Source organism: Aerococcus christensenii (assembly GCF_001543105.1).
GTDB classification, from domain to species: Bacteria; Bacillota; Bacilli; order Lactobacillales; family Aerococcaceae; genus Aerococcus; species Aerococcus christensenii.
The window spans coordinates 57,948-74,155 of the sequence record NZ_CP014159.1; the positions used below are offsets into that span (position 1 = coordinate 57,948).

Here is a 16,208-nt window from a genome sequence, read left to right on the forward strand (position 1 = left end):
GCTTCATGTGTAAGAAATAACAAGTAAATTCTCGTGAAAGCCCCTTAAACTTTGCTTTTTTTAAAGTTTTTAGGTATAATATTCACACTAATATGTGAATATTTTTGTTAAATTTTTAGTTTATTTTTTGTTCTTAAATCTCATAAAAAACCTATTCGTCCTATAAATAGATTCTATGCTTTTAAAACTATGCTTTTAAAAAGCTTGAAAAATCAACGTTTTCTAGGGTCTTTTAAAAATTTTAAAAAAAACTGTTCATTTTGTATCAAAATACTGATATAATAACCTTGGTAATTGATAGGTGAAATAAAGCGCTATCTTTCATGTCACTAAGCTTTTTATCACAAAGTGCAAAAGTGGATTCAACTATCGACGTAAGCGCAATCATCTCTCACTTTCAAGCGAGTTTGTGAAGCTCGTCTCCATTTTAATTTATGGTCGTCATTATTTAAAATATTTCAAACTAAAAAGGAGGTATGTTCATGAAAATTGTTATTGTAGGTGCCGGTGCTATGGGTTGCCGGTTCGGTTTAATGTTAAAAAAAGCAGGTAAAGATGTCACATTGATTGATAGCTGGGACAAACAAGTCGAAGAAATCAGTAAGAATGGGATCAATGCTAATTACAATGGTGAAGAAGTCCACGTAGATATTCCTATCTATCACCAAAAAGCTGTAGATCCTAGCTTAAAAGCAGATCTCGTTATTATCTTTACTAAAGCTATGCAATTAGAACAAGCTCTAGAAGATACAAAATCCATTGTGACTGACAGTACACAAGTTCTTTGCCTCATGAATGGGATTGGTTACGAAGATATTCTTCGCAAATACTTCGACGGCGAACATATTATTATCGGGAATACTATGTGGACAGCTGGCTTAGAAGGCCCAGGTCATCCAAAACTATTTGGTAACGGATATGTTAACATGTTAAATCTCGGTAAGAGTGATAAAGCCGTTGAGGGTGCACAAGAAGTCGTTAAAGTCCTCGACGAAGGTGGACTTAATGCAATCTATGAAAAAGAAATCTTCTTCCTCATTTACAAGAAGATCTGCGTTAATGCTACAATGAATGGTCTATGTACCATTTTAGAAGCCAACATGGCTGATCTTGGTGAAGCTAAAGCTTCTGATCACATCGTTCGCAACATTGTTTCAGAAGTTGTTGATGTTGCGCGCGCTGAAGGTGTTGAAATGGATAAAGAAGAAATGTATCAACACGTTTATGAATGCTACAACCGTGAAACTATCGGGGCTCACTTCCCATCCATGTATCAAGACTTAGTTAAGAATAACCGTTTAACAGAAATCGACTATATTAACGGTGCTATTGCTGCTAAAGGTGAAAAATTAGGTATTCCAACCCCTTATAATCATTTCTTAACAGCATTAGTTCATACCAAAGAACAAATTTTAGGCGCTAAATAAAGCTTTTGTTTTTCACATCGACTTCTACATTTTTGACTTCTGCACTTCATTTTTTAATTTTATAGTTGAGCAAAGCCATTTATTAACCAAATATGGCAAGGAACGCAAATCATAGTATTTGTACGGCGACAGATTTTCTTCTTTCCTTGTTTCCTTATAGGTCTTTCTAAGTTTGGTTACTAATGTTTGAAATATTTTAAAAGAAAGACTCTAACTAAGGATATAATTTGCTCTGTGTTACTAATCAAAAATGTAGAGGTCTTCATTGATTTGATCCAGGGAGGTTTATATTATGGAAACTGAATCAAAAATGACTCCTAAAGTCTTTTTAAATAAAGTCTTAGGAGGGACCGCTTTAGGGGTAGTTATCGGACTTATTCCAAACGCTGTTTTATCTGGTATCCTTAAATACTTTACACACATTCCTTTAGCTGTAACCATTACTCAAATTGCAGTTATTATTCAATTAGCTACGCCAATTATCATTGGTGGTTTGATTGCTATTCAATTCGGGTTTAAGCCTATGCAAATCATGGTTACGGCAGCCTGTGCCTTTGTAGGTTCTGGGGTTATTAAATTTAATCCTCAAGTTAAGGCCTATGTCGGTGCAGGGACCGGTGACCTGATTAACACCATGATAACAGCTTCTATTGCTGTTCTCGTTTTAATGTGGGTCAAAGATAAATTTGGTTCAACGGCTGTTATTGCGATGCCAATCTTAGTCGGGTGTGGGGTTTCCCTCATCGGGGTACTCTTACTCCCTATCGTTGCTTCCTTAACAGGTGCTTTAGGTCATGTTATTAATGCGTTTACTAACTTCCAACCTATCATAATGACTATTCTCATTAGCTGTGCTTTCGCGCTTATTATCATCTCCCCAGTTTCTACTGTGGCTATCGGTTTAGCGATCCAATTAAACGGTATCTCTGCTGGTGCTGCAGCTATGGGAGTTGGTGCTTCGGCAGTTATCTTAGTTATTCATTCTTGGAAAGTTAATGACTCTGGTGTTACCCTCGCCATTGCCCTTGGTGGTATGAAATTAATGATGCCTAACTTATTCAAATATCCAATTATTATGATTCCTGTTCTCTTTACAGCAGCTTTTTCCGCAATTCCTGTTTCCATCTTCAACGTTTTGGGTACTCCTCAATCCGCTGGGTTCGGTCTTGTCGGAATCGTTGGGCCTCTCGCATCTATCGATGCAGGTTTAAGCGTTATCTCAGCAGTAATTGTTTGGTTGATTATCCCTATTATTGCAGGTTTAGTAGCTTACTTCTTATTTGCTAAAATGCTCAAACTTTACGATCCAAATGTTGTCTTCAAATTCCAAGGCAACTAAGCTTAGCTGTTAAGAAACCAAAAAACGTGAAGCAAAAATCTTCACGTTTTTTTTATTTCTATTCGTGTTTTGTATGCAGCCCTTACTCACTCATCCCTCACACAACCTTTTTCCTATATATTCACCTCTAAAAAAATTAATTACTTTAAACTTCTCCATAAAAAAAGCAGAGCTCCTGAAGCACTTCCAAAAAGTTGAACTAAAAATCTAACTTTTTGGGAGCACCTCATCTATTAAACTCTGCTTTTTTTGATATTACCTTTCAAAAATTAGAATCGTTTCTTCTTCCGAAATGCAAATAAACTTCCTAAGCCTAAAGCAAGGATTCCTAATCGCTCTAAAACTTCATAGTTTACTGCACCCGTCTGTGTTCTTCCGTATTATACGCTTGTCCGTAAAACTTCATCTTATCCGAATTAAGAAAAGATTTGCGTTGATCTTCTGGAATTTCTTCGCTGACGCCTTCTTTCCATTCCTCATACTCGTCCTCATCCAAATGACGAGAGAGTTTCTTTTCTTCTAGAGCTTGATAGCCTTGAATTTCTGGACTAGGGAATAGATACTTTTCATAATCCGTATCTTGTTTATTATTGGAAAGCTGAGGGACGATTTGATAAGCACTAAGGGTTGCCTGATCCACTTTCTCTTTATCCATCTGTCCCTCACTCAGACGTTTTAGTGCAGACTCCGTCGTCTCCTTCTTAATTAGGACATGGTGTGCCATGCCACTATTAGAAGATAATAGGGACCAGAAAGCGCTGATAGCGTAGTCTTTCTGCCCGTTCCTCATCCGTTTCTCCTTCTTCAAGCTCAGGGTATAAGGCTCCCACCTCTTCATCAGCCTCTGGATCTAGCTGAAATTTAGCAGCCACAAACATATCCTTCGTCAGCCGGAAAGGCGCCGTATCCCAATATTCATACTTGTTATTATCTGCATCTATCGTTTTCTGGCTTTTAAGCAAGATATATCCTTGCAAGCCTCCACTTTCTCACCGTCTAATTCCTGACAGGCCTCATAAAAGGCTTGGGGCGTCAGTTGACCAGAAGTGAAAGCTTTCAGATCTTTTTGAGGCGTTTGGCTAGAGGAGTCATCCTCTCTAATCCAACCAAGGAAGGTATGTCCCTTCCACTTGGGCTCTTTATCCTTGGCTAGTGAAGGGACTTGCTGGCCATAATAGAGTTGTTGCGACCGAATAGGATTTTCAGCCCCGCCTGTATCATAAGAGGCGGTATACGACTTACGATAATACCGCAAATCAAAATGCAGTCTTCCCCCTGTATCTGGTAAAGGCGAGCGAACAAGTTCTCCTTCAGGTGAGAAGCCTCGGATTTCCAAAAGTTGTGCCAAAGCGTTTTGCCCCACTAATCCACTCTGTGGCGTTCCTCCCTCTTTATCGGTTTTCTCCTTGGATAATTGTTCAGTATAAACTTCAAATTCTTCGGATTCATCCTTATCTTTCGTCTGTGGGTTATCCAATTTCTGAATTAAGTGGCGAACATAATATTTGGCTACAGCGGATTGATAAGGCACATTAATGACTTGATTTTGATGGTCTAAGATATATTTCTTTATCAGAGGGCAAAGGACTGGTATAGCCAGGAATCTTCTCTAATTTCAGAACTTTATCGAACTGGTCCAGCTGGGTCTTCACGCACAGTCATTTCATAAGGTTGATAGAGAACAAGATTCGGATTATCTCTCACAACATAACGGAACTTAAGGGTATAGGTTTTCTGAGAAGGAACCGGTTGAACTTGTTGATTAGCCTCTTCCTTACTTTTGGGCTCTTTAAGATCGGTTTTAGGAAGTGCTAGCTCTAGTTGGTTAGAATCCAGTGGATGTAAAGCAGGTGCTGTTTGATGAAGTTCTTTGATTTGCTTGGAACTTCTCAGCAAACCTTCTTCCACAGAGACTTTCTTCTTTTGAGGAAGGGAATTTTATTGAGAACTAAGCGAACTCTCATTTGAACTTGATGGCTTAGGGCTTTCTTTAGAAAGACCACTTGGTAAAGAAGCAGTCGGATGATTCTTAGACTTCTGGTCTTCTTTGTCTGAAACTTGCTTATGAATATCTTCCTTAGATGGAGAGGAAATTTTCACTTCTTTAGCTAAAAAGGGTGGGGGCAAAAAAGGGGGCAACTTTTTAAAAGCACATAAAAAAAACAGCGCCCCACCAACGCATGAAAACGCTGATAGAACGCCATTCCTTAACATCTGAAGAGCGGGATTCGAACCCGCGACCCACGGTTTAGAAGACCGTTGCTCTATCCAGCTGAGCTACCCTCAGTTATCTGACAACTCTTATATTTTACTCAATACTAGCCTTATCTGTCAAGTTTTTTCTAGAGCAAGCCTCTAAAAATCCCTTGGTAATTGGAAAGTTGGTGGACGATAGCCTTTCAAGCGATAAGCATTGTGTCCTTGATCAAAATGGACAGACTCTAAATAAAGCGAAGAGCGACACTTGAGCCATGAAGAGAGTTCTTCAGGAGCAACCCATCCACTAAAAGGCGTATAAGCGCGCTTGATTTGATCCGCAATGGCTTCCTTCAAACGCTCAATATCTGACTTAGACTTCGCAGATAGCTTCAGGAAGGGACGAGAATACGTCAGAGGGACTTCTTGAGATATAGGAAGGTAGTCGGTCTTATTATAGAGGTAGAGGCGTGGAATCTCTTGCATGTGAAGATCTATTAAGAGCTGATTAACAACCTCTTCTTGCTCCTTAGCATAGGGCGAAGAGCTATCAACCACAATGAGAAGGAGGTCTACTTGTCGGCTCTCTTCTAAAGTCGAATGAAAAGCATCAATAACTAGCGGTGGCAAATCTTGAATAAACCCCACTGTATCTGTCACACTGACCAGGCATTGATTCGAAAATTGAAAGTGGCGGGTCAAAGGTGTCAAGGTTGCAAATAGCTGATCCGCTTGATACGTGTCTGCAGACGTTAGGCCTGTCAAGAGCGTGGACTTGCCAGCATTGGTATAGCCCATGAGCCCTACTCGAAAAACGAAAGAACTTGTCCGATTTTTTCGGGCCACTTGCCGATGCTTTTCGACTTGTTTCAGATCTTGTTTGATTTTTTGAATCTTCTTTCTGAGAAAACGTCGGTCTTGTTCCAGTTGCGTTTCACCAGGGCCTCGACTTCCAATGCCTCCTCCTAAACGAGAGAGGGACTTACCTTGACCAGCTAATCGAGGCAAAAGGTACTGGCTTTGGGCGAGAGCCACTTGGAGCTTTCCTTCTTTCGATTGGGCACGCTGGGCGAAAATATCTAAAATCAATTGTACCCGATCAATAACCCCCACTTCTAACGCCTCTTGAAGGTTCCTATTTTGTGTGTGAGTCAACTCTTGGTAAAAGACCACTAAATCTGCTTCTAGACTGCCTACTAAGTCTTTGAGAGCTTTTAATTTTCCCTTTCCAATAACTGTTCTCCCATCAATTTGAGGTCGGGCTTGCATCAATGTGCAAACCACCTCTCCCCCTGCTGTTTCAACGAGGGATTGGAGTTCTTGGACCTGTCGCTTCATCTGGTCTAAGGGATTATCTGGCAATTGCACATGAACAATAATGACTTGCTGGGGCACTCTGCTCCCTACTTTCCTTGAAATACTGATATAGAATAATTCTCCTATGCGCCTGTATGAAGGAAGGCATCTACTTCCTCTTCTAAAGTTTGAAGACTTTCAGGATGCTGAATGAGATCATACCAGCTCACCTCTGACATCCGATGCTTGAGCCAAGTCAGCTGCCTTTTGGCATAGCGGCGAGAATTACGCTTGAGAGTTAGGATGGCTTGGTCTAAGCTTTCTTCTCCTCTGAAATAAGGAAAAAACTCCTTATAGGCAATAGACTGCAAACATTGGTAGTGAGGATCAAGATGAGCATCATAGAGATAGTGAGCCTCTTGTAAAAGCCCCTCTGCCATCATCAAGTCTATCCGTTGATTAATACGTTCATAAAGTAATTGTCGATCTGTCTTTAAGCCAATCATAAGGTAATCATACGAACTTTGATGGTGGTCATGATCTTGCGATTGTTCTGAAAATAGATGGTCTGAAAATTTTCCCACTTCTAAAGCACGAATCACTCGTTTAACATTGTTGGGATGAATCGCTTGAGCCGCTTTAGGATCTTGTTGAGCCAGCCGATCATGCAAGGCTTGAACCCCTTCGTCTCTTGCAATAGCTTCCATGTCCTGTCTAAATTCCGGATGAGGGACCACTTCGCCCCCTAAATCAAAATCAAAAAGAAAAGATTCAAGATACAGGCCCGTCCCTCCGACTAAAATAGGAAGGTGCCCCTTTTGACGAATGGTTTGAAAACTTTCAGTGGCCTCTTTCTTAAAATCTGAGACGCTATAAGTTTGATCAATTTCTCGACTATCTAAGAGATAATGCGGCACCCCTTGCCTTTCTGCTAGACTGGGCTTAGCCGTCCCTATCGAGAGATGGCGGTATACCTGCATAGCGTCTCCGTTAATAATTTCTCCAGAAAATTTTTGAGCCAGATGAATAGATAGGGCTGTCTTTCCTACGGCAGTCGGTCCTCCGATCAAGAGAAGTTTGGGCTTCTTCATTGCTCTTTCCGCCTTTCTTGTCGGTAGCTAAACGATTGAGCTACTTGTTCCTTAGCGGCTAAATGGGCGGCCTCTGTGAGATCTTCTCCACTGGTCATTGAAGCAATAGCCTTAATACGATCCTCTGCATCGAGATAGGCGGCTTGGGTTTGCGTCCGCCCTTCTTGACTAGTCTTAGTAATGTGGAGCTGCTGGTCAGCCATGGCTGCCACTTGAGGTAAGTGAGAAATACAGAGCACTTGAGCAGATAGAGCAATCTTAAAGAGGCGCTGAGCGATAGCTTGAGCAACTCTGCCTGAAACGCCCGTGTCTACTTCATCGAAAATCACGGTCGTCGTCTGACGAGAGGCTTGGAGGGTCGCCTTAGCTGCCAACATCACACGAGAAAGTTCTCCCCCTGAAGCTACCTTAGCTAAAGACTTGAGTCCTTCCCCGACATTGGTTTGGATTAAGAATTCTACCTGGTCTGCTCCTGTGCGATCGAAGGTTTTCTTTGCGCTAAAGTGAGCCTTAAAACAGGTATGTGGCATATAAAGTAAGCGTAACTGTTCCTCGATCGCTTGACTCAAGGTATCTGCTGCAGCCTTTCGAATCTCATGGAGTTTACGAGCGGCTTGGGTAATGTCTGCTTTAGCTTTTTGATAATCCGCTTGAAGGACTTCTTTATGACTGTCCCGATCTTGAAGGTTGTGGTACTCTTCTTCGATCTTTTCATAATAAGCGAGAATCTCTGGAATAGTTTGCCCATACTTATGCTTCAATTGTTCAATCACTGCTAAACGATTCTCAATGTGGTCCAGTCGATCTGGATCATAAGAAAGATCATCCGTCCTCTCTCCTACACTATAGGCTAATTCTTGTAAGCCAAAATAAATAGAAGCCATTTCCTTGGAAAATTCTTCAAAAGAAGAGCTAAGTGACGCAATTTTATCAAGAGAAGTTTGGGCTTGACTAACCTTATCTAAAGCATTGTCTTCTCCTCTCGTTAAAGCTTCCAAAGCCGTATGTAAGGAAGTTGCGATGACTTGATAATTCCGTAAAGTGTCACGTTCTTCCTTCAATTGTTCGTCCTCTCCTACCACTAATTGAGCAGCGGACAATTCTTTACATTGAAAACTTAACAAGTCTAGTCGTTGCGCAATCTCCTGCTCATTTAAATTAAAATGCGCTAAGGCCTGCTTAGCTGCCGAAAAACGTTCAAATACCTCTCGATACTGACTAAGGGCTTCGGCTAAAGCTTGCCCCGCATATTCATCCAGCATACTCAAATGATAAGCGGGATTAAGGAGAGCTTGGCTTTGATTTTGACTATGAATATCAATCAAAAAATGCCCTAGCTTTTTCAAACTCGACACGGTTAATGAACAGTCATTCACCTTGATCGTATTTCGCCCAGATCGATCCAAACTTCTGACAATCATCAGTTGATGGTCGGACCATTCGATGCCTTCTTGGTCTAAGAAGGCACAGAGATCTTCGGACGGATTCGGCAGATAAAAAAGGCCTCTCAAGTGGAAACTCTCTTGCCCTTTTCGGATAAAATCTACCGATCCTCTTCCGCCGGCTAAGAGTGCCACCGCATCAATAATCATTGACTTCCCAGCTCCGGTCTCCCCAGTGAGAACGGTCATGCCTTCTTCAAAGTCAATCGCCACATGATCAATTAAGGCGAAATGATCAATTCTTAAATATTGTAACATGGCTCCCCCTCCCTTCTAATCGAATTGTTGGTGAGCTTCCTCAATGACTTGAGCAATGTCTAAATGATCGGCATAACTGCCTTCTTCTTGTCTTGTCATCAGACAGAGAAATTCAATATTCCCTGTTCCCCCTGTAATTGGAGAATAGGTAAGAGATTCAATCCGGTACCCTAAAGCCACTGCCTTTTCGAAAACTTCTTCAATAACTTCCTGATGAACCTTCTTGTCACGAACGATCCCTTTTTTGCCGACCTTGTCCTTACCTGCTTCAAATTGCGGTTTAATCAAGGCAATCACTTGCCCACCTGTCTTCAAAATTGCATGAAGGGGCGGTAAAATCAATCCCAAAGAAATAAAAGAAACATCAATTGTCGCAAGATCTGGCTGACCCTCTTGGAAGTCTTCGAGCTTAGAATATCTAAAATTCGTTTGTTCCATCACAGTTACCCGCTCATCGCTTCGAATTTTCCAGGCTAGTTGATTGGTTCCAACGTCGAGAGCATAAGAATGACAAGCGCCATTTTGAAGGGCAACATCCGTAAATCCCCCCGTGGAAGACCCAATATCGAGGACATTTTTCCCTTGAAAATCAAGATGAAACTCTTGACGAGCCTTCTCTAACTTGAAGCCTCCTCTCGACACATAAGGTAAGGTTTCTCCTTTAATCTCTAATTGGCTAGTCACAGGTATTTTTTCACCTGCTTTGTCAATACGTTCCTGGTGTTCATTATAGACCTGCCCCGCCATAATCAGTCGCTTGGCCTTTTCTCTAGAGTCGCTTAAGCCTTGTCGAACCACGAGCAGGTCTGCTCTTTCTTTTTGCACATGTTCTTTAGCCATCTTGACCTCCCTTTCCGTGATCCATTTGTAAATAAGCCACAAAATCTTGCAACAACTCTATCTGGCAAGTTGGATGCTTTTCTTTTAAACGGCAGAGCTGAGTGAGACAAGCTCCTCTCTCTTTTTCAAGCGCTTCAAGAGCTCCCGGCGTCCCTAAAAGGCTCGGATAGGTATTTTTCTCATGAGAAGCGTCTCCTTTAGATTTCTTTCCCCGTTCTTCATCTGTCCAAAGTACCTCTTGCAAATCATTTTGAATTTGATAGCCAATTCCGTAGTGTTTAGCAAAAGTAGAGAGAATAGCCATCGTTTCTTCATCCACTTGACTAAGTAATCCTCCAGACACAATCGCAAAGTGTAAGAGGGCGCCTGTCTTTTTAGCATGGAGGGCTTTCAACTGATCAAGCTGTAAGTTTTCATGCTCAGAAAGCATATCCTGCATTTGGCCTTCTACCATCCCCTCTTTACCGGATGCTTGCGCGAGTAATCCCACCAATTGTAAACCCAGCTGAGCTGGATAATCATCGGTCAACTTCGTTAAAGCAAAAAAGGCTAAAGTTTGTAGAGCATCCCCTGCTAAAATAGCGGTAGCTTCATCAAATTGTTTATGATTAGTCAATTTGCCTCGACGATAATCATCATTATCCATGGCTGGAAGATCATCATGGATCAAGGAATAAGTATGAAGATACTCGACTGCACAAGCTGCCGGATAACCTTTGTGCGTGGGATAACCGAATGTTTTTAATACCGCCAAAACTAATAAGGGGCGCAGAGATTTTCCACCACCATTCAAGGAATAAAGCATAGCCTCTTCTAATTTTGTCATTTGGGAATGAAAAGGTGCCAATAAAGCTTCCCTTAAAGAAGGAAGCTCCTCCTTCATAAACGCTTGTAAGTGCATACTAGCCCTCTTCTCCGTGAGAAATTTCAAAATCTTCTAAGTCTCCTGACTCATTCATTAATTTGGTCATCGTTTTTTCAGCTTGTTCTAAGGTTTGGCTACAATAATTGCTGAGCTGAATGCCCTTTTGGAAAGCCTCCATAGATTCTTTCAAAGGAATATCTCCATTTTGAAGTTGACTAACAATAGCTTCTAGTTCACTTAAAGCTTCTTCAAAACTTAATTCTTCTTTTTCTGTCATGACTTACTCCTTTTCTTCTGATCCCCTTGTCCCTTCAAAAAAGCACTTGGGGTCATCTCTTGCTTATAGGTTGCCGTAATTTGACTGCTTAATCGGCCATCTCGGAACTGAATATCCAAATTTTGGCCTGGAGAAAGAGTCGTTACAGAAAGAACGGATTGTCCGTTCTGACTAACATATGCATATCCTCCTGACATTCTCTTCAAAGGGGACAATAGGTCTAATTGTCCGATCCGTTGAGAGAGAGTATGTTGAATATCTTTCAACTGTTTTTCCATACTTTGGCATAAATCTGCATGCTCTTGTTGGAGGCGGTGTTTCTCGTCTACAATTTTTCTCTCTGGAGACACCCGATATAGCCCTTGATAGAGCCGATAAAAAGTCTCTTTATGTTGATAGACCTTTTGACGCATATGTTCTGATAGCTGCTTGTCTAAGTCTGCGATCTTCAACCGATAGCCATCATACAACTTCTCAGGTTGAGTGAAGAGATAGGACTGCTTCACCTGACCCAAACGATGTTCAAAATAATCTAGGCGATTGGTTTGACTTTTGATGAGCCTTTGCCGGTAGTCTCCCAGTTGATAGAAGACGTCTTTAAGAACTGGGGTTGCCAATTCTGCAGCGGCTGTAGGCGTAGCTGCCCGTTGATCTGCAACATAGTCAGACAAGGTCGTATCCGTTTCGTGTCCAACTGATGAGATCACAGGCGTTTGACAAGCCGCAATCGCCCGAACCACTTTCTCTTCATTAAAACACCAGAGATCCTCGATCGAACCTCCTCCACGTCCGACAATGATCGTATCATACGCTCCACTCTGATCTGCCCGTTGAAGATTTTTCACAATGCTTTGAGCCGCTTGTTCTCCTTGAACCACTGTAGGATAGAGGACGATTTGAACAATAGGATAACGCCTCCGACACGTCGTTATAATATCCCGAATCACCGCACCCGACGGAGAAGTAACCACGGCAATTTTTTTAGGATATTTGGCAAGGGGCTTAGGTTGAAAAGTAAAAAGTCCTTCTTGCGTGAGTTTTTTCTTTAATTCTTCGAAGCGGACATAGAATTGCCCTACACCATCAGGTTGAATGGCATCAATAATCAACGAATAACGTCCAGACTTCTCATAGAGACTGATCCGTCCAATGACTTGAACTTTCATTCCATCCTCTAAGTCAAAATTTAACTTCGAAAAAACATGACGAAAAATAATGGCATTGATATAAGCCTGATCATCTTTCAGGCCAAAGTACTGATGAGCTTGTTTGCCTCTATTGCGAAACCCTGACACCTCTGCTACCAGATGAACCGTCTGCATATAAGGATCCCGATCAAACTTGGCCTTGATATAGGAGGTTAACTGACTGACGGTAAGATAGTCCTTAGGGGTCATGCCTTCTCCTTCGCCTCCAGTCGATCCAGTAATTGCTTGAAGATCATTACCGTCGTCACAGGACCTACTCCTCCTGGAACCGGGGTAATAAGTGAAGCTTTTTCAGCTACCTTTTCAAAGTCTACATCTCCCGTTAATTTACCCGTTTCATCGTCATAATTCGTTCCAATATCGATTACCACAGCACCTTTCTTGACCATATCCGCCTTGATGAGACGAGATTGTCCGCAAGCTACACATAAAACATCTGCTTGGCGGGTCCATTCTTCCAAATGAGGGGTCCTCGAATGGCACATCATCACTGTCGCATTTTTTTCTAAAAGTAATTGAGCGAGAGGCTTGCCCACAATATTCGACCTTCCAACAACAAGGGCTATCTTGCCTTCTAAATCCACTTTTCCTAATTCTAAAAGTGCCATCGCTGCTAGAGGCGTATTAGGAAGTGTGTGCCTTTGTCCCTTCAATAAATATCCCATATTCATCGGATGAATCCCATCCATATCCTTCTGAGGATCTAGGGATTGAATAATTTCTTCTTCATTTAAAGACTTAGGAAGTGGCATTTCTACCATGACACCGTGCACATTCTTGTCCGCATTAAGGGCGTAAATTTTGGCAATCATCTCTTCAGTGGTCACATTAGCAGGCATCTCTTCTAATTGATAGCTGATCCCAAGTTGATCGGCTATTTTGCCTTTCATTTTAGCGTATGCCTTAGAGGCAGCATCTTCTCCTACCAGTAAAACAACGACATTCGGATAAACTCCCCGCTGTTTCAATTGAAGAACGCGTGCCTTCAAATCTTCTTTTAAGTGAACAACATATTCCTTAGATCGTAAAACTTTCACTCTTCTCTCCTCTCTTTTCTTACTGCCATTATAAGACCTTCCTCATAAAATCTTCTATTAAAAAATAGTTCTCAAGGGGATTCCCCCTCAAGAACTAATCGCATCCTTTTATTGAACTAGTAAAGCGGATAAAACCCCATTAATAAAGCGTCGGGATTTTTCATCCGAGTAACGCTTAGCTAATTCCACCGCTTCATCAATTGCTACCACAGCAGGAATTTTTTCCTGATTTCCGTATAGAATTTCATAAGCTGCTATGCGTAAAATCGCTAAATTAATGGATTCTAAACGTTTAACGGACCATTTCCCTGTGATATGGTTGTTAAGTTGTTGATCAATGACCTCTTGATGTTGACGAACGCCTTCAATTAATTCCACAAAGTAGGCGGGAGGTGTCACCTCTTCGTCTTCACTGACCTTCTTCACTTGATCAAATCGTGATTTTGGCGTTTGAACAGATGAAGTGGAGTGGAAGGGGAGTCCCTTCGCCTTTAATTGATCAAAATCTTCTTCATTAATTTCCTTGTATTGGAATTTTTCTTCTAATTCGTTCACATTAGCAATTAAGTGATTAAAACAAGCTTTGGGATCTAATTGAGGATCGATCAAACTGGAATAAATCGCTAAAACTGCTAATTCCCGTATCTGTGAACGTCCGATTTGCATGTGATCACCTGTCTTTTACTCTTTATTTGTTACAAGGTCACACACTAATACGTTGACCTGGTCTACTTTAATGTCTGTCATAAAATAGATTTGTTCTTTGATGTATTTTTGTAAGGCCACAGCCGCTTTAGGAATTTCTGTTCCACAATGAGCAGCTACTGCAACGTCAAGTTGCAAATTGCCTGAATCATCAGTCCGCAAAACTACTCCACTATTCTTAGAGAAAAAGCTCTGAATATTTCCAGCATAATCTGCTAGAGGAGTAAACGCTTGGCCTTTTTCACTAGCGATCCTTGCAATGCTTTCAATGACATCGGGTGCAATATTGATGGCCCCTAAGACGCCACTTGTCTTAATTTTAGTGTTTTCATGCTTAGCCATGGTATCTCCTCTCTTCCACACGTATTCTCTAGCTTAGGCCCGTTGAATATAAGAACCGTCTCCTGTATTGATGACCAATTTATCGCCCGCATTCACAAAGAATGGTACATTAACCACAAGTCCTGTTTCCATAGTTGCTGGTTTGGTCCCACCAGAAGCTGTATTTCCTTTGATACTTGGTTCTGTTTCAGCCACTACTAATTCTACAGTATTTGGCAATTCCAAGCCAATAACTTCGCCTTCGTAGGTTACAATATCTACCATCATATTTTCGAGAAGATAGTTCAATTCTTCTTTGATAACATCGCCTGGGATTTCCATTTGTTCATAAGTAGAAGTATTCATGAAAACATAGGTGTTGCCCATAGCGTAAAGGTATTGCATTTCTTGAGATTCAATATGGGCAGTTTCCACTTTTTCGCCTGCACGCCATGTTTTATCAATCACAGCACCTGATCTTAAATTTCTTAATTTGGAACGAACAAAGGCGCTTCCCTTACCTGGTTTGACATGTTGGAATTCAATTACTCGGTAAATATTGCCTTCACTTTGAATCGTTAAGCCGTTCTTAAAATCGTTGGTTGTAATCATAAATTATACTCCTTTAAATTTGTATTCACACTATTTTATCATAGTTTTTATATTTTCATAGAATTTATTCTCAGTTAGTCCTTAGTTTTCCAAAAAATCAAAACGTTTCACTCCCTAACAGAGGAACTCAATTCTCACATTCACCATTTTTAAAGCAAAATAAGCTCACGTGGAGATTGTGTCAAACAAACATTGCCATCTTCTATAAACAGCAAGTCATCTTCAATTCTTGCTCCCCCTAAGCCTTCAATGTAGATACCAGGTTCATCTGTCACTAATTGGTTCACTTCAAATGGCGTGTGGGCAGATGGCGTGGCATTCGGATCTTCATGCACTTCTAAGCCATAGGAGTGACCTAAAGCGTGACCGAAATATTTACCATAGCCGTGAGAATCAATATAATTTCGAGCGATAGCGTCAATCTCTTGACCTGTCATTCCAGGCTTGGCCAGGTCTCGAACCAATTGATTGGCTTCATACACAATTTGATGGATTTCTTTCAATCGAGGATCCACATCTCCTAGGGCAACTGTTCGAGTCATATCAGAAGCATAGCCTTGGTAATAACATCCGAAATCAATCGTAATAATATCCCCTTTTTCAAGGCGCTTTTCACTCGCAACTCCATGGGGCATAGCTGACCGTTTACCCGAAGCTACAATCGTATCAAAGGACAAACCAGAAGCCCCATATTCCCGCATCTTAAAATCTAAAGTATTAGCAACTTCAATTTCTGTTAAGCCGGGTTTGAGATAAGTCAACAAATAATCAAATGCCTTATCTGTAATCGCGCAGGCTTGTTTAATCTTAGCAATCTCGTCTGCATCTTTATAGCTTCTCAAGACTTCAATCATACCTGAAGCTGGAACAAGCTCAGCTTTGAGAAAGTTTTCGTAGCCATCATATTCAGCGACGGTCATGTGTTGCTCTTCATACCCGATCCGGGTAAGGACTTCCTTCTCAATAATGTCTTGGAGAATATGTAAGGGAGAACTTGTTGAGGCCGATCCTCCTGCTAAGATCACCTCATACCCTTCACATTGCTTGCTAGCTTGCTGAGTATATCTAAAATCCGTCAAAAAATAAGCATGACTGGCAGTTACTAGAGCTAGACCATTCGTTCCTGTAAAGCCACTCATATAACGTAAGTTATACTTTTCAGTAATAAGGTAAGCACTCAGGCTTTCTACTTTTAAACTCGCTTGGAGCCGTTCGATTCTCCTTTTCACAATTTTTCCTCCCTACTTGATCTTATATTAACAGCTCCCATTATAGCAAAAAAGCAAGACTATGG

At 41.2% G+C, this 16,208-nt stretch carries 18 protein-coding genes and 1 tRNA gene; 2 read left to right on the forward strand and 17 right to left on the reverse strand.

Going from position 1 to position 16,208, the window contains the following annotated elements; translation table 11 throughout:
• The first annotated feature begins 482 nt into the window (after positions 1–482).
• Both AWM71_RS00210 and AWM71_RS00215 read left to right on the forward strand, forming a co-directional pair.
• Complete coding sequence (locus AWM71_RS00210) at positions 483–1,427, forward strand: 2-dehydropantoate 2-reductase (RefSeq protein WP_060776126.1); 945 nt, start codon at positions 483–485, stop codon at positions 1,425–1,427.
• A gap of 292 nt (positions 1,428–1,719) precedes the next feature.
• Positions 1,720–2,766: a PTS sugar transporter subunit IIC gene (locus AWM71_RS00215; protein ID WP_060776127.1), complete on the forward strand. Its 1,047-nt coding sequence runs from the start codon at positions 1,720–1,722 to the stop codon at positions 2,764–2,766.
• Between the two features lie 352 nt (positions 2,767–3,118).
• Here AWM71_RS00215 and AWM71_RS00220 read toward each other — a convergent pair whose 3' ends face one another.
• The 17 genes from AWM71_RS00220 to AWM71_RS00305 all read right to left on the reverse strand — a co-directional run bounded on the left by AWM71_RS00220 (position 3,119) and on the right by AWM71_RS00305 (position 16,143).
• Positions 3,119–3,421, reverse strand: coding sequence for a hypothetical protein (locus tag AWM71_RS00220; protein ID WP_060776128.1), 303 nt, complete (start codon positions 3,419–3,421; stop codon positions 3,119–3,121).
• Between the two features lie 76 nt (positions 3,422–3,497).
• Complete coding sequence (locus AWM71_RS00225; protein ID WP_062121831.1) at positions 3,498–3,743, reverse strand: hypothetical protein; 246 nt, start codon at positions 3,741–3,743, stop codon at positions 3,498–3,500.
• Positions 3,704–4,297, reverse strand: coding sequence for an InlB B-repeat-containing protein (locus AWM71_RS00230; RefSeq protein ID WP_060776130.1), 594 nt, complete (start codon positions 4,295–4,297; stop codon positions 3,704–3,706). Before AWM71_RS00230 ends, AWM71_RS00225 begins: the two co-directional genes overlap by 40 nt.
• Positions 4,298–4,389: 92 nt before the next feature.
• A complete protein-coding gene (locus tag AWM71_RS00235) occupies positions 4,390–4,674 on the reverse strand; it encodes a hypothetical protein (protein ID WP_060776131.1) in 285 nt (94 codons plus the stop codon).
• Positions 4,675–4,979: 305 nt separating this feature from the next.
• Positions 4,980–5,053: transfer RNA gene (locus tag AWM71_RS00245), tRNA-Arg, on the reverse strand.
• Positions 5,054–5,121: 68 nt separating this feature from the next.
• Positions 5,122–6,357 carry a GTPase HflX gene (gene hflX, locus AWM71_RS00250; protein WP_082632682.1) on the reverse strand — a complete coding sequence of 412 codons (1,236 nt, stop codon included), beginning with the start codon at positions 6,355–6,357 and terminating at the stop codon, positions 5,122–5,124.
• A gap of 44 nt (positions 6,358–6,401) precedes the next feature.
• Positions 6,402–7,349 carry a tRNA (adenosine(37)-N6)-dimethylallyltransferase MiaA gene (miaA, locus tag AWM71_RS00255; protein WP_060776133.1) on the reverse strand — a complete coding sequence of 316 codons (948 nt, stop codon included), beginning with the start codon at positions 7,347–7,349 and terminating at the stop codon, positions 6,402–6,404.
• Complete coding sequence (gene recN / locus AWM71_RS00260; RefSeq protein ID WP_060776134.1) at positions 7,346–9,049, reverse strand: DNA repair protein RecN; 1,704 nt, start codon at positions 9,047–9,049, stop codon at positions 7,346–7,348. The genes miaA and recN overlap by 4 nt, the downstream gene beginning before the upstream one ends.
• Positions 9,050–9,064: 15 nt before the next feature.
• Positions 9,065–9,874: a TlyA family RNA methyltransferase gene (locus AWM71_RS00265; RefSeq protein WP_060777411.1), complete on the reverse strand. Its 810-nt coding sequence runs from the start codon at positions 9,872–9,874 to the stop codon at positions 9,065–9,067.
• 7 nt (positions 9,875–9,881) lie between these two features.
• The gene (locus AWM71_RS00270) at positions 9,882–10,790 is read right to left on the reverse strand and encodes a polyprenyl synthetase family protein (RefSeq protein WP_060776135.1); all 909 of its coding nucleotides are present in this window, start codon (positions 10,788–10,790) and stop codon (positions 9,882–9,884) included.
• A gap of 1 nt (position 10,791) precedes the next feature.
• Positions 10,792–11,031 carry an exodeoxyribonuclease VII small subunit gene (locus tag AWM71_RS00275; protein ID WP_060776136.1) on the reverse strand — a complete coding sequence of 80 codons (240 nt, stop codon included), beginning with the start codon at positions 11,029–11,031 and terminating at the stop codon, positions 10,792–10,794.
• On the reverse strand, positions 11,028–12,428 hold the full coding sequence (xseA, locus tag AWM71_RS00280; protein WP_060776137.1) for an exodeoxyribonuclease VII large subunit: 1,401 nt from the start codon (positions 12,426–12,428) through the stop codon (positions 11,028–11,030). Before xseA ends, AWM71_RS00275 begins: the two co-directional genes overlap by 4 nt.
• Positions 12,425–13,276 (reverse strand): bifunctional 5,10-methylenetetrahydrofolate dehydrogenase/5,10-methenyltetrahydrofolate cyclohydrolase, encoded by an 852-nt coding sequence (locus AWM71_RS00285; protein ID WP_060776138.1) that lies wholly within the window; start codon positions 13,274–13,276, stop codon positions 12,425–12,427. The genes xseA and AWM71_RS00285 overlap by 4 nt, the downstream gene beginning before the upstream one ends.
• Positions 13,277–13,384: 108 nt before the next feature.
• A complete protein-coding gene (gene nusB / locus AWM71_RS00290) occupies positions 13,385–13,942 on the reverse strand; it encodes a transcription antitermination factor NusB (protein ID WP_082632681.1) in 558 nt (185 codons plus the stop codon).
• A gap of 15 nt (positions 13,943–13,957) precedes the next feature.
• Positions 13,958–14,323 (reverse strand): Asp23/Gls24 family envelope stress response protein, encoded by a 366-nt coding sequence (locus tag AWM71_RS00295; protein ID WP_060776139.1) that lies wholly within the window; start codon positions 14,321–14,323, stop codon positions 13,958–13,960.
• A 33-nt stretch (positions 14,324–14,356) separates the two neighbouring features.
• Positions 14,357–14,914 carry an elongation factor P gene (efp, locus tag AWM71_RS00300; protein ID WP_060776140.1) on the reverse strand — a complete coding sequence of 186 codons (558 nt, stop codon included), beginning with the start codon at positions 14,912–14,914 and terminating at the stop codon, positions 14,357–14,359.
• Positions 14,915–15,063: 149 nt separating this feature from the next.
• Positions 15,064–16,143 carry an aminopeptidase P family protein gene (locus AWM71_RS00305; RefSeq protein WP_060776141.1) on the reverse strand — a complete coding sequence of 360 codons (1,080 nt, stop codon included), beginning with the start codon at positions 16,141–16,143 and terminating at the stop codon, positions 15,064–15,066.
• Positions 16,144–16,208: the final 65 nt, after the last annotated feature.